Raw genomic sequence first — 21,478 nt, 5'->3', positions numbered from 1 at the left:
GAAAGGTCCAACTACACGGTTCCACTGGTCAGGTGGCTGGTTGATAGTCGTAGGCCACCGGGGTCCGGTCGATGCGTCTGGGCCGCTCGGATCGCCGGCTGTGAGCGGCCGATCGGGGATGTCAAGCTCGAGGCGGCCGTGGGTTGCGCGGCAGGGTGACCGGCCAGCTGGCGCCCGTATGCCGGTCGCACCCCGCCGGTCGCGCAGGGACCAGCGGCATGCCACAGCCCCGCCCCGGCCCGGGCCGTCGGGCGCGCCAGACGGCCCGGCGGCCCCCGAAACACAGGTCCGTGCCCCAACCAGGCCGCCGGACTGCCAGCGGACCCGGTACGCCACGAGCCGGGACTTGGGGACGCGAGCCTGCACCCGCCGACACCGACAGGCACTACACCCGACTCGGCACCGACGACGGACCGTGGATCACCGCCCGTTGCCGCCGCGATCCCAGGGTTCGCGATGTGCCAGGCTCCGCCGGCCACAGCACGACCCTCGGGACAGGGCAACACGAACTAGAATCTCAGCCGCGAAGCCCACACCACCGAAAGCCACGCGAGCCCAGCGAGGGCGGGCGCCTCGACGCAACCTCGCCCACCGGCAACGACTACGGATCGTAGCGACTGTTGCGGTAGAGAACAGGCCGGGAGTCGAGACAACCTGGACCCTTTCTCGACCCTGACGATCATGGACCATGGCACGGTCGTGCGGAATGAGCACACAATGAGCACACATCCGCGATCATGGCTGCAAAAAGTTACAACCAGAATCACATACCCGCAGGTCAGCGGGATGTTGATGGAGCCGGTGAGGGGACTCGAACCCCTAACCTTTCGATTACAAGTCGAGTGCGCTACCAATTGCGCCACACCGGCAACGCTTTGAGGGTACCGGATCGTGTGGCGGGCTGCCTGTCTGCCCAGGTGGCGGGCTCTGGGTCCTGGCGGGCGGTGTCCGGCCTTTCGACTGTGTCGTTCGGTATGAGCACACAATGACCACACATCGACTGGACCGCGACGCTGCCGGTCGTCACCGTCAACCGGCTCGCGCCGTTACGTAACGTCACCGCAGCTCGCGCGAAGGCGGGCCGTCGGCGGTCGGGAACCTACCGGTGATCGAACAAGTGCCGCCTCCGGCATGGTTCGCCGTTTCGGCGTCCCCTGATCGCCGTTTGGGCCCTCCGGTGGTCGTCACCGGGTCTGTTTCGCAGCCACCGGAGGGTGAAAACGGCGATCAAGGCGACGGGCGGACCTTGGCGGTCACGGCGCTGGCGCCGCTGGCGCCGCTGGGGCGGATGGGGCGGATGGGGCGTCGATCGCGGGCCTTGAGCGGCTTGACCTCAAGTGCAGTTGAGGTTGCAGCCTGGAGGCCATGACCGTCTCCGACGTCCCCGCCACCAACGCACCCGGCTCCCAGGTGTTCAGTGAGAGCGAACTCAGCTACCTCGCCAGCCAGCGGCTCGGCCGGCTCGCCACCGTAGCGCCCGACAACAGCCCACAGAACTCGCCGGTCGGCTTTCAGGTCCGCCCGGACGGCATCGTCGAGGTCTACGGCTACAACCTCGGCGCCTCCCGCAAGTTCCGCAATGTTGCGGCGACTGGCGTGGTCTCGCTAGTTGTCGACGACATCGCCTCGGTGGACCCGTGGAAGGTGCGGGGAGTCGAGATTCGTGGCACCGCCGAGGCGGTCACGGACATCGAACCGCCTCAGTCCTGGCTGAGCCACGAGGTCATTCGGATCCACCCGCGCCGGGTCCTGTCCTGGGGGCTCGACCCAGACTCCGAAGGCCTGCGGGCCCGCACCGTAGCGGCCGGCGCCTGAACCTCGCCGCTTCGGACCACCAGCCCCTGGCCCCTGAGACCCGGACCGTGGCGACCAGGCCTGATCGGGACCGGCGGGCGACGCGGCCGAGAAGCCGTCGGCTGATCAGGCCCCGGACTCGGCGCGGACCCAGTCGCGGCGCGTGCGCCGGTGCCGACCTAGGCTGAGATCAGGGACACCCAGCGATCGCGACCGATTCGGCTGGGTGTCGGCGACCCTGGCGCTCGGCGGGAGCTGATGCGCTCCGCGGCCGCTCTGACACCGACGTCACCAAGGGCAGGCGATGACATGCCGACACCACCCAACCAGCTTGCCGACCGCAACCCGGCCGCCGCGCCTGACGCGGCGCGGTTGGAGGAGGTAAGGCCGGGCGTGCACGCCTGGGTCCAGCCGGACGGGTCATGGTGGGTCAACAACGCCGGCGCGGTGGGCGGAACCGAGGGCTTGCTGGTCATCGACACCTGCGCGACCGCGGACCGCACCCAGCGATTTCTCACCGCCCTGGCCGACGCCACCAGTGGCGCCCCGGTCCGGATGGCGGTCAACACGCACCAGCACGGCGACCACACCTACGGCAACAGTCTCCTGCCCGCGGCGACGGTGCTGATCGGCCATGAGGAGATGCGGGAGGGCCTGCGCACCGACTTCATCATCGACGGCTGCCCGGCGTTCTGGGCGCCGGTGCCCGACTGGGGGCCGATCCAGCGACGCCTGCCCGACGTCGCGATCACGGCCTCGACGACCGTGTACGTCGGCGAGCGGCGCGTGGATCTGCTCCATCCCGGCGGTCCGGCGCACACGACCGGTGACCTCGTCGCGTGGCTTCCCGACGATCGCGTCCTGTTCGCCGGAGATCTGGTCTTCGCTGGTCTGACCCCGCTGGTGTTCATGGGCTCGGTCACTGGAGCGCTGGCCGCGATCGACTGGCTGGCCGACCTGGAGCCGGAGGTGATCGTGCCCGGTCACGGTCCGGTGCTGGCCGGCGGGGAGATCGGCCGTGTTCTCGACGAGCACCGGCGGTACTTCGAGTTCGTCCTGGCGCTGGGCGAAGGCGGTCTCGCGCGCGGCGCGACGCCGCTTGAGGTCGCGGGAGACGCGGACCTCGGCGAGTTCGCCGGCTGGGCGGACGCCGAACGGCTGGTGCTCAACCTGCACCGCGACTACGCGGATCGGGCCGGCCAGGAGATCGATCTGGTCGCGGCGCTCTGCGACGCGGTGACCTGGCTCGGTCACCCCATGCCGACGTCCGTCTGAACGGCGGCGACTCCGTGCGTTTCGTGACCTACGTCGAAGCCGACGGCGACCGCGTCGGTGTGCTCGCCGACGGCCAGGTGCATGCGCTGCCGTCGGGCGTCACGCTGCTGGATCTGCTTCGTGCCGAGGACGGTCTGCGGGAGGCCGGGGAGCGGGCGCTCGCGTCGCCCAGCGCCGTGCGGCCGTACTCGGACCTCCGGCTGCGCGCCCCGCTGCCCGCGCCGCCCACTGTCCGGGACTTCATGACCTTCGAGCGGCACCTCGAAGGGGTCCTCCTCCTGGGTGGCGACGCGACGGTCCCCGAACGGTGGTACGAGGCTCCGGCCTTCTACTTCACCAACCCCTACGCGGTACGCGGCCCGCACGACGACGTGCCGGTGCCGCCCGGCTGCCACCTTTTCGACCTTGAGCTCGAGGTCGCGGCGGTTGTCGGCCGCACCGGCCGGGACGTGTCCCCGGAAGAGGGCGAGTCCTTCATCGCGGGGTACACGATCATGAATGACTGGTCGGCGCGGGACCTCCAGTTCGCCGAGATGGAGGTCCGGCTCGGCCCGACCAAGGGCAAGGACACCGCCACGACGCTCGGACCGATGCTGGTCACACCGGACGAGCTCCAGGACTGGGCAGCCGGTACTACCTACGACCTGGCCATGACCGTTGAGATCAACGGCGAGCTGGTCGGTGAGGACCGCTTGTCCTCGATGGCGTTCTCCTTCGGCGACCTGGTCGCCTACGCCTCCCGTGGCACAGAGGTCCGGCCCGGCGACGTCCTCGGCTCCGGTACGTGCGGCGGCGGCTGCCTGGCCGAGCTGTGGGGCCGAAAGGGCTTTGACGCCCACGCGCCGCTGCGACCCGGCGACCTCGTCACCGTCAGCGTCGAGCAGTTGGGCGCTCTGACCACCCGCATCACGGCCGGCACGGACCCGGTGCCGATCCCGCCGGCCCGACGCCGTGGATGACCGAGGCCGACTCGACTCGGCGGGGTGAGGATGGGGCTGGGGGAGCACGCCGTGGTCCGGGTCGCGGCGCCGGTTGGCGCGGCTGGAGAACCCGAGCCGGGTCGCCATGGCGCATTCCGTTCGGTATGGGTGTATAGCTGATCGAGGTAGGCCATGCGCCTCGGCGCCGGCAGGAGGTGGGCGCGGTGGGCGACCCGGCAGTGATCGGCCGCGCCGGCAATGTCACCGTCGCGACTCGCGGCCCCGGTGGTGCCGGCGAGGTGCAGGTGAGCGTGCGCGGCGGTGTCGAGACCTACCTCGCCTGGTCCGACGATCCGCTCCCCAAGGGCACATCTGTCCTCGTGATCGGGACACGAGGGCCTCGGACCGTCGATGTGGTGCCCTGGACGGACACCCTGGCACTCAAGTCTGATTGCTGACAAAGGGAGCACCTCATGTTCGGCTATCGAGTCCCCGCGCCCGACGAAGCGATGCTGATTTCGGGAGGCAAGCACCGCGGCGAGTCGCCGTTCCGGGTCGTCACCGGGCACGGCGGTTTCGTGATGCCGTTCTTCCGGAAGGTGCGTTTTCTTTCGCTGTCGATGTACGAGGCGGAGGTCGCCGAGACCTGCGTGACCCACCAGGGCATCGCGCTGAACGTCCGCGCCGTCATCGCCTTCAAGGTCGCGCCCGACCCCGAGTCCATCGTCGCCGCCGGCCAGCGTTTCCTCTCCGACCAGGACCAGATGTCGGTGCTGGCCGGACGGATCTTCGCCGGCCACCTGCGCTCGATCATCGGCTCGATGACGGTCGAGCAGATCATCCAGGAGCGGCAGAAGCTCGCCACCGAGGTGCTTGACGGCTCCAAGGAGGAGATGGCGCGGATCGGGCTGACCGTCGACGCCCTGCAGATCCAGTCCATCGACGACGGCAGGCTCGGCTACATCGCGGCGATCGCGGCCCCGCACAACGCGGCGATCCAGCGCCAGGCCCAGATCGCGCAGGCGCAGGCCAACCAGGCGGCGGCCGAGGCCGAGCAGGAGTCGCAGCGCAAGCAGGCCGAGTACGCGCGGCATACCGCCGTCGTGCAGGCCCAGTACCGCGCCGAGATCGACAAGGCACAGGCCGAGGCAGCCCAGGCCGGGCCGCTGGCCACGGCGCAGGTCCAGCGGGAGGTCATCGGTGCCCAGACCGAGCTCGCCCAGCGCGCGGCGGAACTGCGCCAGCAGCAGCTTGTCGCCGAGGTCGTCCGGCCGGCCGAGGCGGAGGCCGAGCGGGTGCGCATCCTGGCCCTCGCCGAGGCCGAGAAGATGAAGATCCAGGCCGAGGCTGCGGCGTCCTACAACCGGGTCGCGCTCGACCGGATGCTGATCGACCAGCTGCCCGAGATCGTCAAGCAGGCGGCGTCCGGCCTGGCCGGCGCGAACGTCACCGTCCTCAACGGCGCCGAAGGCATCAGCGACATCGCGAGCGGACTCGTCGGCCAGGGGATGGCCATCTTCGAGGCGCTACGGTCCGGCATCGGGCAGCCGGATTACGACGGCAAGGCTTCCTCGTCCGAGCTGGGCTGACCGCGAGCGGCGGACCTCGTTCGCGGACGCCCGAACTCGGAGTCTGGTGTCGTCACCGCCGGCGTCGCCCACGTTCGCCGGCCCACCGCCGGGGTCAGCTCTGCTCGACCACCATCAACGTGTGGCCGGTTGGGTCGCGGAACCAGAACATCGGGGGAACGGGGTCGCCCATTCGCGACACCTCGGCGTCCACATCCACGCCCAGCGCCTTCATCGCCGCGTGGCTGGCGTCGATGTCGTCGGTGGACAGGGTGATCCCGGTCAGCACGGGCGTCAGCTCGCCGGCCCCCGGCGGCGGCGGCGCCAACGCGATGCCGGTCGAGCCCACCGGTGGGTAGAGCTCCACCCACCGGTAACCGCCGCCGAACGGCGTGTCGGTCCGCTTCTCGAAGCCCAGCGACTCGTAGAAAGCGATCGCGGTGTCCTGCTCCACCGTCGGGACACACACCAGGCTGATCGTGCCGATCCGGGTAGCCGTGAGCGCCATACCGCACCTCCTGAGGTTGTGATGACACCACATACGACCCGGCGCCACCCCGAAACTCACCGCTGCGCGACCGACGATTCTCGGCCGACCGGCAACCCTTCGTAGGGGACGCCAGGAGAACGGGCTGCTGCCGCCCACCGCGTCACCGACCCACGAGGCCACGATCCTGTTCGCCCTGACGACCGACCTGGGCACCGCGCTGCTCGCCGGCACCCGGTCCGAGGCGGACGCCCGCCAGGCCCTCGCCCATCACCTCGACCGCCTGCTCGGCGCACCCGCCAGAGTCTCCGTGGACGGAGTGCAGGGGCGCCGTGGATATCGGTGACCCCGAGGCGGTGCCCAGCAGATCTCTGGATGAGAAGCCTGGGTTAGGCGATCGACAGTGGGGTAGATCCGAGGCGACGCACAACATCAACAGGCGGGAAATCGGACATACGTTCCCCCGCGGTTCCCTCAGCCGATAGCCCTCAGCCGATGGCTGAGGACGGCACACGGAAATCGGGGGAAGGCAATGACTCGACGCGAGAAATGTTCACCCGCACAGCGCGTCCCGGGTTACCGGGAACGCGACAGGCCACGTCCCGGTGCCGTGGCTCCCGGCTGCCACACTGGCTCCCCACATGGAGAGTGAGCTGGCCGAGGAGTTCTGGATTCCGCCCGATCCAGCGGCGATTCGCGGCACGCGCTACGCGGTGCTCCGGCTGTGCCGGGAAACGAACCTCCCCGCCGACACCCGCGAGACCGCCGTGCTGCTCACCAGCGAGACGGTGACAAACGCCATTGTGCACGGTGGCCCACCCGCGCACCTGGTCATCCGGGTCTCTCCGGGCATTATCCGCGTCGAGGTCACCGACAGCACCGACCGCCTGCCCGTCGTCGTTCCCGCTCGGCCCGACGCCACGAACGGCCGCGGCATCGGGCTGGTCGACGCGCTGGCGACTCGCTGGGGCGTCCAGCGGCATTCCGGCGGAAAGACCGTGTGGTTCGAGATCTCCCAGGCATCGCCGACCAACTCGCCGCCGCCGACTGGCTGACGGGACGAGCTGCGGCTTTCGGCCGCCCGACCGCCGGCATGGCCTCTCACCTGGGCCGTCGGCTCCGCGACCGACCTCGGATACGCGACGTGACGACTCGCTCTCCGCGCGTCGATCCGGGAGTTCGTCGGCGTCGCGGAGGCCGGTCCTATCCCCGGCGGCGGGTTCCGGGAACTTGTGTGTTTGGGTGCCGCGACAAGGTGGCATAAAGCTTCCGAAATCACGACGGGTGATCGTCGAAAATGCTTTGTCTACCTGGAGGCTCCCGTGGTCTGGACCATCATCTTCTGGCTTTTGCTCGGCCTGGTCGCCGGCGCGATTGCTCGTTTCCTCGTGCCCGGCCGTGACCCGATGGGCTGGGTCGGAACCATCGTCCTCGGCATCGTCGGCTCGTTTCTCGGCGGATTCCTCGGTTACCTCATCTTCGGCAAGGATCTGAACGAGGGTGCCCTGCAGCCGTCCGGGATCGTCGGGTCCATCATCGGCGCGATCGTCGTGCTGCTGGTCTACCGGGCCGCGACTCACCGCCGCGTCCTTCGCTGACGAGGTATGCGACACCGATCCCCGTCAGCCCACCCGAACGACTGATCGCCGGGGCGGCTGAGGTGCCTTCGAAGGCAGCTCAGCCGCCCTTCGCGTGCGCCCGAGGATTCCGCCGGACGAGACCCGGACCAGACCAGACGAGAAGGCCCACAAGCGGGCTAACCGGACGGAACGAGGGTAAGGGGCCGGTATGACAACAGTCGACCCGGTGCCGGACCCACGGCCGCCCGAGCCAGCCGTAACGCCGCCCGTCGTCCAGCAGCATGTCGTGCGCTCCACGCGGACGAGTCAGGTCTGGTCGGCGGTCATCCTGTTCGCCCTCGTCCTCCTGTTCCTCCTGATCTTCATTCTGCAGAACGGCCAGCGGGTCAAGGTGTCGTTCCTGGGCTCCCACGGCCACCTGCCACTCGCGGTGGCGATGCTGTTCGCCGCGGTCGCGGGTGCGCTGCTGGTCGCCATTCCCGGAATCGTCCGCATGGTCCAGCTGCGCCGGGTGGCACGCCGGCACCGCGACGCCGATCTTCAGATACCGCCGCCGGCCCAGGCACCACCGGCCCAGGTTGGGCCCTGACTTCCAGCGGCAATGATGACGTTGAGCCAACACATAAAGGGGACCCCGCATGGCTGACATCGTCGATCTGGTCTACGCCGATCACGATTGGCTGCGGCGCCAGTTCTTCTACCTCGACTACGCCACCAGCAACGCCGAGTTGACGGCGGTGTGGGAGGCGCTCGCCACCCGGTTGGACACCCACGCGGACGCGGAGGAGACGGTTTTCTACCCGACTCTGCTGAAGAAGGGCGACTCCGGCGATCCTGAGGACGAGACCGAGGACGCGATCGACGACCACAACAAGATCCGCGCGGCCGTGACGGAGGCCCGGTCCCACCGTGTCGGCAGCAAGGTCTGGTTCGAGGCGGTGGGCGCGGCACGGACCGAGAACGGCAAGCACCTCGATGAGGAGGAACGCGAGGCGATCCCGGATTTCATCAAGAGCACCAGCCCCGAACTGCGCCACCAGCTGGCAATGCGGTGGCTACAGTTCTACGCCGACCACCGGGACGGCGCGGGGGTGAACACGAAGAGCAAGGACGCCGCGGAATACATCGAGGCGAACAGCTGAACCGCGTCCTCAGCCCGACGTCCAGAGGCGCACCGTCTTGTCGCGGCTGCCGCTGACAAGGGTGCGCCCGTCGGGCGTGAACGCCAACTTCGTGATCGTGTCGGTGTGGCCGGTCAACGGGGTTCCGACCGGGCGTGGTGCCGTCGGGTCGGAGATGTCCCAGAACCGGATCGTGCGGTCGGCGCCGGCAGTGGCCAGAATGCGGCCGTCAAGAGTCAGCGCGACCGCCCACACCTGGTTGGGCTGGCGCAGGTCGGCCAGCAGGCGCGGAACTGACGGTGTGGAGATGTCCCACAGCCGCACGGCGTGATCGATGCTGCCGGTGATGAGGGTGCGCCCGTCAGGAGTGAAGGCCAGCGACTCCACCGCCTTGGTCCCAACCCCGGACTGGACCGGCAGGGCGCCAATCTCCCGTGGCTGCCCCTGCGGGTTGGAGACGTCCCACAGTCCAACCGAGCCGTCCTGGCCCGCGGTCGCGAGAATCGATCCATCAGGCGAGAACGCCACGGCCCACACCTGGCCGCCGTCGAAGTGGAACGGCTGGCCAGCCATGACCGGTGCCTGCGGGGTGGACACGTTCCACACCCGCACCGTGCCGTTGCCGTCGCCGGCCGCGAGCAGGTTCCCGACCGGAGCGAAACCGACCGACCACGCCGCCCCGCCGCCCGCGTCGACCAGCGGTGAGCCCAGTCGCCGTGCCGCCGCGGGATTCGAGACGTCCCACAGCTGCACGGTGCCGTTCCGGCTCGCGCTGGCGAGGGTGCGCCCGCCCGGCGCGAAGCCCACCGCCATCATCCCGGTCGTGTCACCGGTGGACAGGGACGGCAGCACTCGCGGCTTCGCGGGCTGGGAGATGTCCCACAGTGTCACCGTGCCGTTCTGGCTGGCGGCCGCGAGAACGCCGCCGTCGGGGCTGGTGGCCACCCACCAGACCTCGTCCTTGACGTCGGTCAGGGGGTCGCCCAGCGCGCGGAAGGTCCCGCTCGACGACGGCGTACCCGAGACGGACGTCGACGGTCCGCCACCGTCGCCGCTGTCTTGAAGAGCGAAGGCGGTGATGCCCCCGGCGAGGACGAGGACGACGGCTGCTCCGGCGGCGAGCAGCGCGCGGCCCCGCCGGCGCCGCGGACGAGGCCATGGGCCCGGGTCCCGGTCGGGGACGTTCGCCGGGACACCCTGGCTGCCGGATCCCCGGTCGACCAGGTGGGTGTTCACCTCCGACATCCCGGTCGACGTGCCGGTGTCGCCGCGTGGGCGGTCGTGCGTCGCCGGGTGCGGCGCGGGCGGCGGGGCGGTGGCGCTCGCCGGCCGTGGGGTGGGCGGCGGGCCGGTCACCGGCGGTTGAGCGCGGGTGGCCGTCCGGTCCGCGCTGAAGGTGCTCATCTCCGCGGTCGGGGTCGGCGGCGGCGTGTGGATCTGCCTGACCGCGTCGCCCAACTGGGCCGCGGTGGGACGGCCGGCGGGGTCCTTGGCCATGGCGCGGGCGGCGAGCGGTCGCAGCGTGCCCGGGAGCCTGCTGAGGTCGGGGGTCACCTCGAGGACCTGGCGCATGACCTTGGGGATCGTGTCGCCGACGAACGGGGCGTTGCCGGTGGCGGCGAAGACGAGGACCGCGCCCCACGCGTGGATGTCGACGGCGGAGGTGACGCCCTCGTTGAGGACCTGCTCCGGGGCCATGAACGCCGGGGTGCCGATGGCGCTCTGGGTGGCCATCGTGGTCGTGTCGAGGGCGCGGGCGATCCCGAAGTCGATGACGCGGGCGCCGAACGGGGACAGCAGGATGTTGCCGGGCTTCAGGTCGCGGTGGATCACGCCGGCGGCGTGGATCGCGCGCAACGCGTCGGCGACCGCCCCGGCCAGCCATTCCAGCTGGGCTGCCGGTAGTGGTCCATTGGCGCGGATCCGGTCGGAGAGAGTCGGGCCGTCCACGTACTCGGTGACGAGGTACGGGCGGCTGCCCGTGATGTTGACGTCGAGGACCGCTGCCGTGTAGGCGTTGTGGACGCTCTGCGCGGCCCGCGCCTCGCGGGCGAACCGTTCCCGGAACTCGGCTACGGTCGCGAGCTCCGGGCGGATGACCTTGATCGCCAGCAGCGGCCCGACCGTGGCCGGCTCCGTCACGCTGTTCCCACCGGTGGCGGGACCCGCTGCGCCGGTCTCGGCGGCGGCTCGGCGGCCGAGGTAGACGGTGCCCATGCCGCCGTGCCCGAGCCGGCCCAACAAGGTGTACGGGCCAAGCTGGTGTGGGTCGAAGTCGTCGAGTGGCTCCACGCCTGCCGGGACGTCGCTCACGTCACCCCCCTGACGCAGCGGGGCACCGCGCGTGGCCTCCTGCCGGCGCGGTGCCGTCGATACCGGGCCATGTATACCCTATCGATCTTCTGGTCCGGTAGGTCGGCTACGCGACGGGTCTGTCACGCGACGGCGTCCACGGTGGAGGATGTCCCATTTTTTCTGCCTGTTCCCAGGCAACCGTTCGCGCCCACCTTGGCCTCTGGTGGGGCGAGGAGGTCGCATGGATATCGAGGACGACGCATTCGATGACTACTTCGTCGCCCGCCTGCCTGGACTGTTGCGCTTCGCCTACCTGCTGACCGGCGATTTCGGCGAGGCGGAGGATCTGACGCAGACCGCGCTCGCACGCACCTTCCGGGTCTGGAAACGGGTGCGGTCGCACGACCGGCCCGATGCCTACGTGCGACGGGTGATGGTGAACGCGAACGCCCGGCGTTTCCGACGGCGGCGGCCACACCAGGTCCTCGTGGCCCAACCACCGGACCGGCCGGGCCGCTCACCGGAGCTCGGTGCGGTGGAGGACCGCGCCGGCCTCGTCCAGGCGTTGGCCAGCCTGCCGCAGCGGCAACGCGCCGTCGTGATCCTGCGCTACTGCGACGACCTGGCCGAGACCGAGGTCGCCGGCCTGCTCGGCTGCTCCGTCGGGACGGTCAAGAGCCAGGCGTCGAAGGGACTGGCCAAGCTGCGGACCCACCCGGCCCTGACCGATCTCGGCCAGCCGGCACGGGCCCTGTCCGCCGGGTCCCGGAGCACCGCGCCGCGCATCACCGAGCCTTGGGCCACCGCGACCAGGAGGGAAGCACAGTGAACGGCAGCCATCGGTCGCGCGAGGCGCGACAGACTCTCGAAGACCCGTCCCGCGAGGACGTCGCCAGCTGGCTCCGGACGGCGGCGGACCAGGTGAAGGTCCGGCCGACCGCCACCACCTGGGCCGGGACCAAGACGCGGATCGCCCGGGAACGGCGAAGCCACGCGATCCGGCGGGCGGGCCTGGTCGCCACCGCGGCGGCGGCGGTGATCGCCGTCGCCGTCCTCGGCGTGGGGCCACTCGACCTGCGCCACCGGGCGACACCCGCCGACGGCGCCGAATCCGCGGTGGCGGCCGCGGCGAAGCCACCGCCACCGGTGCCGACCGAGGTACCCGGGGCGGCCGGCCAGGCCCCGATCAAGATCCACCTGGTGGACGCGCCTCGGCCCGTGCCGCTGACCGAGGGCCAGAAGGCGACCCTCGCCCGCCGGTGCGTAATTCCCGGCGAATCGCCGGGCCTCACCTATCGGGTGTTCGGAGCCTTCCAGGACAAGCAGGGATTCGTCGCCGTCCTCGCGAGCGAGACCCAGTTCCTGATGTGCAAGATCCCCACCGGCGCGGACGGTAGCCCCGCCTTCGAGAGCGCCGTCGGCGACCAAGAACAGCAGGCGTTCGCCTATGAGCAGTACCTGCTGCCATCCACCGCCCCGCTCACCTCGTTCTACTACCGAGGCGGCGGCTGGGCGTACGCCCGGTACGGCGCCGGGCGGGCGTCTGCGGACGTGGCGATGGTGCTCGCGGTGTTCCCGACCGGCGAGAGCGTCGTCGTCCCCGTTCTCGACGGCGGCGTCTTCCTGGCCCGGTTCAAGGTCGAGGGCGCGAACTTCCCGGCCTGGGACCAGCGCCTGACGTTCTATGCCTTCGACTCCACCGGAAAGTTCGTCAGCCGGCTGGACGCGTGGGCGGACCCGCCGGGTGGGGGGTCGGGCCTCACCCCGGAGCGGCAAAGCGCGATGGAACAGGCCTGCCTTCAGGCGGCGCGCCAGGCTCCGAACGGACCGAAGGATCTGGCGGCCGACGCGGCGCTCCATCCGGCGAGCCTGCCGCTTCCCGCGGGAGCGCCCGGTCGGGAGGGCTGGATCCAGGTCTACGTCGGCCCGGTGACCGTCACCTGTACCGGCCCAGCGGACGCGTCTGGGTATTCGGCCCCGGCGACGCTGAAATTCAAGGCCTTCAAGACGGGGCTCAACGGATAGGGCCTCCGCCCGCCAGCCGCCGAGCTCGACACCATCGGCGCCAGCCCGTCCAGCGTCTGCCACGGACGTTGGACGGGCTGGACCTGGCCGGCGGATCGATCTCCGGCGGTCCGCGACGTCATCCGCCCGCTCCCGCTGTGATCACGACCACCGCGTACCGGCCTGAATCGCTGTAGAAAGGTCGCTGGGAACACCCACGGCAGCGGAGGTGGCGGGTGAAGCGCGACGGCACGCGCAACGGGCTGGAACCGGCGCCGCGGCGGGAGCGGGTCACGTTGATCGCGGCGCCTGGTCGGGCCGTCGATGGATGACGACCCTTACGTCTGGCCCGGCACGGACTGCCTGCAGAACCTACTCGGCATCCGCGACCGCGAGGAGCTCCACAAGGCCGAGCACGAGGTCGTGCGCGCGCGCCGGCTCCAGCTCGACACGGCGTTCCTGCCCGGCAACTACGACACGGATCACCTGCGGGGTTTCCACCGCTACCTGTTTCAGGACGTCTACGACTGGGCCGGCGAGTTCCGCCAGGGTGACATCTCCAAGGACGGCCAGCCGTTCACCCCCGGCGGGCAGCTCATCGAACGGCTCGACGCCCTCTTCGCCCGGGTCGCGGCCCGCAAGCTCCTGGTCGGGATGGACTGGGAACCGTTCGTCGGCGGGTTCGCCCTGGTGTACGGCGACCTGAACGCGATCCACCCGTTCCGTGAGGGCAACGGGCGAACCCAACGCGCGTTCCTGCGCCAGCTGGCCGCGCACGCCGGCTGGACGGTCGACTGGAGCGCGCTCGGCCGCTTCGCGAACGCGCGCGCCTGCGAGCGCTACATGAAAACCGGCAAGCCGCACCATCTGGTGCGGGTTCTCGCCCCCATCATCGTGGCTCGCACCAAGCGCTAGCGAGGCCGCGAGTCGCGCCTGCACCGGGGGTACCAAGGGCTGGACGCGGGACGTCGTGGGGTTGCGCGGTGGTTGCGCGGGTCAGATCGCGGCGGGCTCCAGGATCGGTCGCGCGGTCGTCGCATCCGCTGTCGCCGGGGCGGCGGCGCTGGTCGGCCGGCCGGGGAGGACGAGCCCGGCCAGGGCACCCGCGACGAGAGCGGCGACGCCGACCCAGAGCGCCGGGGTGATGCCGTTGATGAAGTGCGCCGGGTCGCCGTACCCGCCCCGGCTGGCGAACACCGAGGACAGCACGGCGATGCCGAGAACACCGCCGAACTCGCGGACCGCGTTGTTGGTACCGGAGGCGAGACCCTGCTGGTCGGGCCGGACGGAGCCGAGGGCGACGGTGGCGATGGGCACGATGAACAGCGACATGCCCAGACCGGCCAGGGTGAAGGCGGGAACCATCTCGCCGTAGCTCATGCCGGTGGTCATCGTGGCGGCGATCCAGGCCAGGCCGGCCGCCTGCAACAGCAGGCCGGTGACCAGCAGCGGCCGCCCGCCGATCCTGTCTGACAGGGGCCCGGCGAGCGGGGCGATCAGCAGCGGCATGGCGGTCCAGGGCAGGGTGCGCAGGCCGGCCTCCAGCGGCGAGTAGCCGAAGACGTTCTGCAGCGCCTGGGCCAGCAGGAAGATCGCGCCGAACATGCCGACGGAGAACAGGATCGTGGCGACGTTGACGGCGGCGAACCCACGGTTGCCGAACAGGCTCATCGGGAGCATCGGCTGGCCGCCGCGGGCCTCCAGGCGCCGTTCCCAGGCGACGAACGCCGCGACGGCGACGCCGCCGAGGATCAGGCTGGCCAGCACCGACGGGCTGGTCCAGCCGTGCCCCTCGCCGCGAACCAGGCCAAGGGTGACGCCGAACAGGCCGGCCGCGCCGACGAGGACGCCGGGCAGGTCGAGACGGGTGGAGGAGCCGCGGGTCTCGTCGAGCCGGCGCAGGGCGAGCGGGATGGCGACGATGCCGATCGGGACGTTCAGCCAGAAGATCCACTGCCAGGCCGCGCCGTCGGTGATCGCCCCACCGATGAGCGGGCCGAGCGCGACCGCGAGACCGGAGACCGCGCCCCACACGCCGAGGGCAGCGCCCCGGCGGTTGGCGGGGACCGCCGCGGACAGGATCGTCAGGGTGAGCGGCAGGACGAGCGCCGCGCCCGCGCCCTGCACGGCGCGGGCCGCGATGAGGACACCGATGGACGGGGCCAGGGCCGCCGCGGCGCTTCCGGCCGTGAAGACCGTCAGCCCGAGGGTGAAGATCCGGCGGCGGCCCAGCCGGTCGCCGAGGGCCGCGCCGATCAGGAGCAGGACCGCGAACGGCAGCGTGTAGGCGTTGACCGTCCATTCCAGGCCTTCGAGGCCCGAGCCGAGGTCGGCCCGGATCTGGGGGAGCGCGAAGGTGACCACCAGGTTGTCCAGCGACACCATGAACGCGGCCAGCGAGGTGATGACGAACGTCCAGACGGTTCGAGTCCTTGGGGTGGTCATCGGTCCGCCCTCCTTAGGTAGTGAGTCGTCACTGCATAGCGAGGTCAAAAAAAGGGGGCCGGGCCCGGCCCGGTCGGACTGCGCTGCCTGGTCGCGCTTTGCGGCAGCGACCGCGAAGACGCCAGCCCGCCGTTCGGCGGTGCTCATCCGGGTCTGGCCGGATTCGGCTGTCATCGCGGGCATGGCAGAAAGGTAGTGGCGACTCACTACCTTTGTCAACGGGTCGCGTCCGATCAGTCCCGGATCCGCGAGAGCCCAGGGGACGGTCCCCCTGGGCTCTCGATCGGCTCGCTTGGCTCGAAAGCTAGGTGTTCTTGCTGCGGCGGCGCTTCTCGCGGCTGACCAGGACGTCCAGACCTGACTCGTCGGCGGGCGGGTCCGGTGTCGGGGCGCGGTGCAGGGAGCTGGACGCCGAGCGGCCGCGGGCGGGGGTGGCCAGCGTCGCCGCCGGGGCCGGCGGCGCGGTCACGGGGTGGACCACCGCGCGGGGGCCAGTCGGGAAGGCGTCGGCGAGGGTAGCTCTGGTCGTGGTCGGGCGGCGGCGCTGCCCGGCCCGGTAGCCCTGGCGCCGGACGATCGGCGTGGTGGCCGGGTCGGCGGGCCGGAAGACCTCGCCCTCGGGATTCGGACCGGGCTCCCGGCGTCCCGTCCTCGGGGTGGAACCGGCCGCGGGCGCGGCGGGGGAGGGGGTGCCCGCCGCGTGCGGGTTGCCTGACCGGGTGCCGCCGGTCCGGCCGGCGGCGGTCCGCCCGGAGGTCGAGTTCGACGTGTGCTGGTCCGCCGTGGCTCGCCTTCCGGAGCGTGAGCGGGAGCCGCCCTCGGCGGCCGAGTTCGCGCTGCTGGCCCGGGTCGGCTGGTTGAACCAGTCGAAGGACGAGTTGCGGCCCCGCAGTGTCGTGTTCTCCGCCTGCACGATCACGAGCAGCGCGGTGGCGAAGGACGCACGGGTCCTGGCCTCCTCGAGCTGGCGTTCCAGCTCGGCGACGTAGGCCGGATCGATCGGCGCGGCCTCGGGCTCCGGGGACGGAGCGCCGTCGGGGTCGACGGTCGTCCCGAACGCCTGCGTGTGCAGGTCGCGCAGGACGATGAGCTCGCTCGCCCGCACCGGGTCGGTCGCGGGGAAAAGCAGGTCGACGTAGATCTCGACGACCCGCCATTCGATGGCCTTCTCGCCGCGGAGCTGGCGACTCAGATCCCGCGTCCGGGACCGCTGGATCTTGGTCGGTGCCTGGTCCGACCAGAGCTGGCGGGAAACCATTTCGTAGCTGACCCGATAAGGATTGTTGAGTTCGTTCAGCCGGGTCAGGAGGACTTTCTGCGGCCCATCCTGCAGATCTGGGCGTGGCCCTTTGGGGCGCGCTCCCGAGAGGCTCACCCACACACCGTCCGGGCTGAGGCCGGAAGGCACGCGGAAGGATGGGTTCGCGGCACTGCGCAGGTCCTTTCTCCGGTCACTTCGCGTGTGCGCCGCCGGCGCGTCAGACGAGGCGATGGGCCTACCGGCGGGCTCCCCGACCACCCGCCCCGGTAGCTGCGAATGATACGGCCAAGGTGCCGCAGGTGCGGGGATGTCGGGTATCTGACCACCGGTTTCGTTGTGATGGCAACGATCGGGGGCTATCGTGGCCGGGCCCTTCGGTGCGCCCGGGCCGACCAGCGCGGTTCGGGTCGGTCCACCCCGGATGATGTGGACCGGGTCTCGCGAGCCCAGGGCGCCGCGCGCGCTCCTCGTCATCTTTCCCCTTTGCCTGTCTGGCATGCCGCGAACGGCCGCGGAACGCTGCAACGCCAGGAAACTCGGCGGGCTGATGCGCGGCAAGGCCGCTCGATCGGGACTCCGGGACAACCTCAGGGCCCCCCGCGCGCAGGCGCCACGGGCCGCAGGTCGCAAGATGCTGTCGCAATCCGCCGATAAATCTAACCGTTCGGTGGGATTCCGTCGCCGCGGGTCGAAAAGGTTTCCGAATCCGACTTCGTGTGACGCGAGTGTGTCGGTTCGCGCGGCGGTTGCCCACTCGGATCAGGTCCCGCGGCCGGGATGCGCCGCGGACGCGCGAGATGCTGCCGTGCGCCGCCGGGCTGGGTTGCCGTCAGGCGGTGTCCTCGTCGTACTGGTCAGGCGTCGCGGTTAGAGCGCTGCCCACAGATCGGTGATGGCGCGGGCGAAATCGGCCGGGGCTTCCTGCGGCACGTTGTGACCGGCATTGAGCACGCGGTGGGCGAACAGGGCCGGGAACTGGGGCTCATGCGCGGCTCGCGGCTCGGGTGGCTGGATGGTGTCGTGCTCGCCGTCCAGAACGACGGTCGGCACGGTGATCGGGGGCTGGAGCGCCAGGGCCGCTTCGGTCGACTCGTAGGCCGGGTCGCCCGCGACGAGCCCGTAGCGGTGCCGGTAGGAGTGGACGACCACGTCGACGAAGTCGGGATTGTCGAAGGACCGCGCGGACGCGGCGAAGGTGGCCTCGGAGAAGCCCCAGGTCGGGGACCATTCGCGCCACAGCTGCCGGGCGAACTCCGACCGGTAGGCGGCCAGGCCCCGCACGCCGCGGTCACCGTGCAGGTAGTACTGGTACCACAGCCGCTTTTCCAGCTCGGGCCGCCGAGGCGTCGACGAGGCCGCGATGTTCTGGATGTTGTATCCGTTGGCCGTGACCAGCCCGCCCACCCGCCGCGGCCACAGCGCGGAGACGACGCACGCCGCCCGGCCGCCCCAGTCGTAGCCGGCGACCAGCGGCGCTTCCAGGCCGAGCGCGTCGATCAGCGCCAGCAGGTCGTGCCCCAGCGCCGCCTGCTGCCCTGACCGCGGAGTCGAGGCCTGCGCGAACAGGGTCTCGCCGTAGCCGCGCAGGTACGGCACGACCACGTCGGCGCCCTCGGCCGCCAGCAGCCGCGCGACCTCGTCGTAGCACCGGGCGTCGTATGGGAACCCATGCAGCAGCACCACCGGCCGGCCGTCACGGCTGCCGCTGCGCTCGAGCGTCACGTCGAGGACCCCGGCCCGAACCTGTACGCGCTCCACGCCTGACGCCATCGATGCCCTCCGCATTCGTGGACCGCCGTGGAGGGGGCTCCGTCCCCGAGGTGCTCAGCGTCTCAGAGCGGTGCTCAGCGTCTCAGACCGGTCGCGCATCCGGCGAGGCTGACCTGGGGGCGCCGGCCTGGACCTGCTCCGAGAACGGCCCGGCGCCGTCGAGGCTGCGCAGGAACGCGCCGACCACGGGCTGCGGGTCGGGCCGCCAGACCGCGTAGACCCCGACGGTCGGCACCGGGTCGACGAGCCGGACGGCGGCCATGCCAGGGGTCGGCAGCGCCGCGGCGCGAGCAGTGGAGGCGAATCCGACCAGGTCGCGGGTCGTGACGACGAGGCCCGTGGCGCCGGAGTCGTCCACCTCGTCGGCGATGGTCAGTCGGATGCCGCTGAGGTCCGCGGCGGCGAGGATGGCGTCGTGCATCGCCGGGCTCTCATGACGGCGGAAGAGCACGCACCGCTGATCGGCGAGCTCGCGGAAGGCGACCTGCTCCCGGTTCACCCACGGATGCTGGCCGCCGACGATGGCGACCAGGGGAACGGTCAGCAACCGCCGTGACCGCAGCGCCGCGGCGAGCGGCCCGGCGAAGGCGAGCGCGACGTCGAGCTTGCCGTCGGCGAGAGCCGTCAGCTGCGGTCCGCTGCGGGCCTCCCAGAGCTGGGTCGAGATCCGCGGATAGTCGGCGTTCAACCGTCGCAGGGTCGGTTCCAGGATTCGCTGCCCGGCGGGGAAGTTGAACCCGATCGAGATCGAGCCGGTGCGGCCGGAGGCGGCTTCCCTGGTCACCCGGACCGCTCGATCGGCCTGGTCGAGGAGGCGGCGGGCCTCCAACTCGAAGACACGGCCGGCGGGTGTCAGCTTCACCTGGTGGGGAGCGCGCTGAACGAGCTCGACGCCGACGCTGCGTTCCAGTCGCTGCAGCTGCTGGCTGAGGGACGGTTGACCCATATGGAGGCGGGCCGCGGCGCGTCCGAAGTGCAGCTCCTCGGCAATCGCCAGGAAGGCGACGAGATGCCGCAGCTCGAATCTGCTTTCCATGGCACCCTCCCGGGGCCACGCTACCGACCGAATCTAACGCCCGGTGAACAGGACGTGTGACTCCGCGTGCCCGGACGACCGTTTGGCAAAGGGCCAGGTCAGGGCAATGCGCGGTCGTGCGCGTCGGGTGTCGCAGCCGGTGTCGTGCCGGTCGGGGCGAGCGCTCTGATCAGAGCCAGAGCGGCGACGAGGCCAAGCGTCAGCAGGCTGACGACGAATGCGGACCCGTAGATGTCAGCCGTCACGAACGTTCTGCCGCCCACGGTGACCTTTCCCGCGGGCGGGGACAGAAAGCAGCCCAGCAATGGCAGGATGGGCGCCGCCCACACCACGCTCGGGAGGGCCCAGTGGGCCCGGGCGGCCGGTGGTGTCCGGGTGGCGGCCTTCTGCTCGACCAGTGCGAAGACCTGCGTGATGATCCAGCCGGTAAGCAGCCACCCGAGAAAGTTCGAGACGGGTACGCCGAAGTAGCCGCCCGGGTGGGTGTACCGGTACCGGGAATCGACCGTGGCGAACACCGCGTCGAAGGCGAAGTCCCAGCCGGTGAGGATCAGCGTCGCGACCAGCGGCGTGGTGAAGCGCTCGAAGCCCACCGACCGGGCCGGCGTGCCGCGCCCGATCACGCAGGCCAGCACCCAGGCGATCCAGCCATAGCCGAAGTAGGCCGACGGCACGACGAGCGGGATGTCAAGAAGGCGGGGCCCTCCCGTGTCGTGCACGTAGAAGCCGAACGGGAAGCCGTACGCGACGCTGGTCGCCTCCAGGACGAACCCGACCGCATAGCTGATCACGAAGAAGGTCCCGATCCCGCGCCAGCCCACGGAGAGCGAACCGTGGACGATGCTGAACAGCAGCGCGATGCCGGTCAGCAGGCCCAGCGCCGCGTCACCGACTGGACCGGTTCCCCCGACCGCCCCTGCCACGGCGGCGACCAGCGCGACGAGCGCCAGGACCCAGGTAGCGGTGACCCGCCAGCCGCCCCGGGCGGGCACCGCGACCACCTCGGACGCCGCGCTCTCGGCCGTGCCGACCGCGGCCGGTCCCCCCTGGGCCTCGACAGCCATCCGCTGTGACCTCATCTCGCTCGGGATAGATATAAATATTTTAGGGCCCCGCTCGCACACAGTCGCGCGTTCGGCCCGCGTGCCTCGTCGCCCGAGGCGTTCCGCGACGCGGTTGATCTTTGCGTTCCGCGGTGCGGGTGAGCAAAGACCCACCGCCGGCCCGCGACACGCCACTGCCAGACCTGGACAGTCGCCGCAGGGCTGGCGATAGGCTCCACACCGCCCGAGCCCAACATCTCCGATAGGCGCTCCGTACCGAGCCCAACATGTTGTGGTGCGGCGGTCTGGCCTGTCTGGGATTGGCGAACGGGAGGCGCTGGGTGGTCACCGGTACGCAGGAGCGACACATCGCGCGGCAGCGTGCGGCTGTCACCAGGTCCTTCACCGTGGGGGGCGCCCAGGGCTACCTGCTCACGTCGCGGTGCTCGGACGGCACGCCCGCGGACCTGCGGCTCATCATGGGCCGGCCCGGCACGACGCTGCATGGCCTGCTCGACACGGTGGCCGTCGCGATCTCGACCGGCCTTCAGACCGGCGTCCCACTGGCCACGTTCGTCCGCCGGTTCGCCGACACGCGGTTCGAGCCCGCCGGGCTCACCGACGACCCGGAGATCCCCCACGTGACCTCGGTCATCGACTACGTGGTCCGCCGGCTCGCGCTGGACTACCTGACGATCGACGACCGCGCCCCGCTCGACGTCCTCACGCCCCTGGAGCGGGCCGCGACAGGGCCACGCCACGCCGGCCCGGTCGGCTAGAGCGCCGGTCGGTCATGATCGGGTGGATTCGGGGTAGCCCGGGGGTGCGGGGATGCCCCCCGTGGTGGGACGTGGGGGGGGTTGGGAAGTGAGGGCGGGG

General features: G+C 70.9%; 20 protein-coding genes and 1 tRNA gene. 13 read left to right on the top strand and 8 right to left on the bottom strand.

Translation table 11 applies throughout. The annotated features are described in order from the left end of the window. Positions 1-793: 793 nt before the first annotated feature. Positions 794-869 (bottom strand) — tRNA-Thr (locus I6A60_RS32215). A gap of 496 nt (positions 870-1,365) precedes the next feature. Between I6A60_RS32215 and I6A60_RS32210 the strand changes: the two genes are divergently transcribed. From I6A60_RS32210 to I6A60_RS32190, 5 genes are all read left to right on the top strand, one after another. Then, entirely contained in the window at positions 1,366-1,815 is a 450-nt protein-coding gene (locus tag I6A60_RS32210) for a PPOX class F420-dependent oxidoreductase (RefSeq protein WP_203021083.1), read from the top strand. 288 nt (positions 1,816-2,103) lie between these two features. Then, a complete protein-coding gene (locus I6A60_RS32205; RefSeq protein ID WP_203021081.1) occupies positions 2,104-3,069 on the top strand; it encodes an MBL fold metallo-hydrolase in 966 nt (321 codons plus the stop codon). Positions 3,070-3,083: 14 nt separating this feature from the next. Next, positions 3,084-4,028 carry a fumarylacetoacetate hydrolase family protein gene (locus I6A60_RS32200; RefSeq protein WP_203021079.1) on the top strand — a complete coding sequence of 315 codons (945 nt, stop codon included), beginning with the start codon at positions 3,084-3,086 and terminating at the stop codon, positions 4,026-4,028. A 185-nt stretch (positions 4,029-4,213) separates the two neighbouring features. Further along, positions 4,214-4,447, top strand: a complete 234-nt coding sequence (locus I6A60_RS32195) for a hypothetical protein (RefSeq protein ID WP_203021077.1) — start codon at positions 4,214-4,216, stop codon at positions 4,445-4,447. Between the two features lie 15 nt (positions 4,448-4,462). Further along, positions 4,463-5,578, top strand: a complete 1,116-nt coding sequence (locus I6A60_RS32190; protein WP_203021075.1) for a flotillin family protein — start codon at positions 4,463-4,465, stop codon at positions 5,576-5,578. A gap of 94 nt (positions 5,579-5,672) precedes the next feature. Here the strand turns inward: I6A60_RS32190 and I6A60_RS32185 are convergent, their stop codons facing one another. Continuing rightward, positions 5,673-6,065 (bottom strand): VOC family protein, encoded by a 393-nt coding sequence (locus I6A60_RS32185; RefSeq protein WP_203021073.1) that lies wholly within the window; start codon positions 6,063-6,065, stop codon positions 5,673-5,675. A gap of 620 nt (positions 6,066-6,685) precedes the next feature. On the opposite strand from I6A60_RS32185, the gene I6A60_RS32180 reads away from it, so the two are divergent. The 4 genes from I6A60_RS32180 to I6A60_RS32165 all read left to right on the top strand — a co-directional run bounded on the left by I6A60_RS32180 (position 6,686) and on the right by I6A60_RS32165 (position 8,766). Next, a complete protein-coding gene (locus tag I6A60_RS32180; protein WP_203021071.1) occupies positions 6,686-7,099 on the top strand; it encodes an ATP-binding protein in 414 nt (137 codons plus the stop codon). Positions 7,100-7,366: 267 nt separating this feature from the next. Further along, on the top strand, positions 7,367-7,642 hold the full coding sequence (locus tag I6A60_RS32175; RefSeq protein ID WP_203021069.1) for a GlsB/YeaQ/YmgE family stress response membrane protein: 276 nt from the start codon (positions 7,367-7,369) through the stop codon (positions 7,640-7,642). Between the two features lie 190 nt (positions 7,643-7,832). Next, positions 7,833-8,213 (top strand): lipopolysaccharide assembly protein LapA domain-containing protein, encoded by a 381-nt coding sequence (locus I6A60_RS32170; RefSeq protein ID WP_203021067.1) that lies wholly within the window; start codon positions 7,833-7,835, stop codon positions 8,211-8,213. A gap of 49 nt (positions 8,214-8,262) precedes the next feature. After that, the gene (locus I6A60_RS32165) at positions 8,263-8,766 is read left to right on the top strand and encodes a hemerythrin domain-containing protein (protein WP_203021065.1); all 504 of its coding nucleotides are present in this window, start codon (positions 8,263-8,265) and stop codon (positions 8,764-8,766) included. 9 nt (positions 8,767-8,775) lie between these two features. Here I6A60_RS32165 and I6A60_RS32160 read toward each other — a convergent pair whose 3' ends face one another. Continuing rightward, entirely contained in the window at positions 8,776-11,058 is a 2,283-nt protein-coding gene (locus I6A60_RS32160) for a WD40 repeat domain-containing serine/threonine protein kinase (protein ID WP_203021063.1), read from the bottom strand. Positions 11,059-11,281: 223 nt separating this feature from the next. On the opposite strand from I6A60_RS32160, the gene I6A60_RS32155 reads away from it, so the two are divergent. The 3 genes from I6A60_RS32155 to I6A60_RS32145 all read left to right on the top strand — a co-directional run bounded on the left by I6A60_RS32155 (position 11,282) and on the right by I6A60_RS32145 (position 13,959). Beyond that, a complete protein-coding gene (locus I6A60_RS32155) occupies positions 11,282-11,869 on the top strand; it encodes a SigE family RNA polymerase sigma factor (protein ID WP_203021062.1) in 588 nt (195 codons plus the stop codon). After that, a complete protein-coding gene (locus tag I6A60_RS32150) occupies positions 11,866-13,065 on the top strand; it encodes a hypothetical protein (RefSeq protein ID WP_203021060.1) in 1,200 nt (399 codons plus the stop codon). The genes I6A60_RS32155 and I6A60_RS32150 overlap by 4 nt, the downstream gene beginning before the upstream one ends. A gap of 303 nt (positions 13,066-13,368) precedes the next feature. Next, positions 13,369-13,959, top strand: a complete 591-nt coding sequence (locus I6A60_RS32145) for a Fic family protein (protein WP_203021058.1) — start codon at positions 13,369-13,371, stop codon at positions 13,957-13,959. A gap of 81 nt (positions 13,960-14,040) precedes the next feature. Here the strand turns inward: I6A60_RS32145 and I6A60_RS32140 are convergent, their stop codons facing one another. From I6A60_RS32140 to I6A60_RS32120, 5 genes are all read right to left on the bottom strand, one after another. After that, on the bottom strand, positions 14,041-15,489 hold the full coding sequence (locus tag I6A60_RS32140) for a DHA2 family efflux MFS transporter permease subunit (RefSeq protein WP_203023838.1): 1,449 nt from the start codon (positions 15,487-15,489) through the stop codon (positions 14,041-14,043). Between the two features lie 304 nt (positions 15,490-15,793). Beyond that, a complete protein-coding gene (locus tag I6A60_RS32135; protein ID WP_307873968.1) occupies positions 15,794-16,864 on the bottom strand; it encodes a hypothetical protein in 1,071 nt (356 codons plus the stop codon). A gap of 753 nt (positions 16,865-17,617) precedes the next feature. Further along, positions 17,618-18,520 (bottom strand): alpha/beta fold hydrolase, encoded by a 903-nt coding sequence (locus I6A60_RS32130; protein ID WP_203023839.1) that lies wholly within the window; start codon positions 18,518-18,520, stop codon positions 17,618-17,620. 82 nt (positions 18,521-18,602) lie between these two features. Beyond that, positions 18,603-19,556 carry a LysR family transcriptional regulator gene (locus I6A60_RS32125; RefSeq protein ID WP_203023840.1) on the bottom strand — a complete coding sequence of 318 codons (954 nt, stop codon included), beginning with the start codon at positions 19,554-19,556 and terminating at the stop codon, positions 18,603-18,605. Positions 19,557-19,654: 98 nt separating this feature from the next. Further along, a complete protein-coding gene (locus tag I6A60_RS32120) occupies positions 19,655-20,620 on the bottom strand; it encodes a carotenoid biosynthesis protein (RefSeq protein ID WP_203023841.1) in 966 nt (321 codons plus the stop codon). Between the two features lie 320 nt (positions 20,621-20,940). Between I6A60_RS32120 and I6A60_RS32115 the strand changes: the two genes are divergently transcribed. Continuing rightward, positions 20,941-21,378, top strand: coding sequence for a ribonucleotide reductase (locus tag I6A60_RS32115; RefSeq protein ID WP_203023842.1), 438 nt, complete (start codon positions 20,941-20,943; stop codon positions 21,376-21,378). Positions 21,379-21,478 lie beyond the last annotated feature (100 nt).

It is taken from the genome of Frankia sp. AgB1.9 (genome assembly GCF_016786355.1).
Classification (GTDB): domain Bacteria; phylum Actinomycetota; class Actinomycetes; order Frankiales; family Frankiaceae; genus Pseudofrankia.
The sequence above is the reverse complement of the archived record's forward strand: the minus strand, read 5'-3'. Positions and strand labels throughout refer to the sequence as shown.

Coding starts and splice junctions, on each gene's coding strand:
- I6A60_RS32155 (WP_203021062.1), top strand. CDS start 11,282: ATGGATATCGAGGACGACGCATTCGATGACTACTTCGTCGCCCGCCTG.
- I6A60_RS32145 (WP_203021058.1), top strand. CDS start 13,369: ATGGATGACGACCCTTACGTCTGGCCCGGCACGGACTGCCTGCAGAAC.
- I6A60_RS32130 (WP_203023839.1), bottom strand. CDS start 18,520: ATGGCGTCAGGCGTGGAGCGCGTACAGGTTCGGGCCGGGGTCCTCGAC.
- I6A60_RS32140 (WP_203023838.1), bottom strand. CDS start 15,489: ATGACCACCCCAAGGACTCGAACCGTCTGGACGTTCGTCATCACCTCG.
- I6A60_RS32190 (WP_203021075.1), top strand. CDS start 4,463: ATGTTCGGCTATCGAGTCCCCGCGCCCGACGAAGCGATGCTGATTTCG.
- I6A60_RS32185 (WP_203021073.1), bottom strand. CDS start 6,065: ATGGCGCTCACGGCTACCCGGATCGGCACGATCAGCCTGGTGTGTGTC.
- I6A60_RS32120 (WP_203023841.1), bottom strand. CDS start 20,620: ATGGCTGTCGAGGCCCAGGGGGGACCGGCCGCGGTCGGCACGGCCGAG.
- I6A60_RS32125 (WP_203023840.1), bottom strand. CDS start 19,556: ATGGAAAGCAGATTCGAGCTGCGGCATCTCGTCGCCTTCCTGGCGATT.
- I6A60_RS32170 (WP_203021067.1), top strand. CDS start 7,833: ATGACAACAGTCGACCCGGTGCCGGACCCACGGCCGCCCGAGCCAGCC.
- I6A60_RS32180 (WP_203021071.1), top strand. CDS start 6,686: ATGGAGAGTGAGCTGGCCGAGGAGTTCTGGATTCCGCCCGATCCAGCG.
- I6A60_RS32205 (WP_203021081.1), top strand. CDS start 2,104: ATGCCGACACCACCCAACCAGCTTGCCGACCGCAACCCGGCCGCCGCG.
- I6A60_RS32165 (WP_203021065.1), top strand. CDS start 8,263: ATGGCTGACATCGTCGATCTGGTCTACGCCGATCACGATTGGCTGCGG.
- I6A60_RS32210 (WP_203021083.1), top strand. CDS start 1,366: ATGACCGTCTCCGACGTCCCCGCCACCAACGCACCCGGCTCCCAGGTG.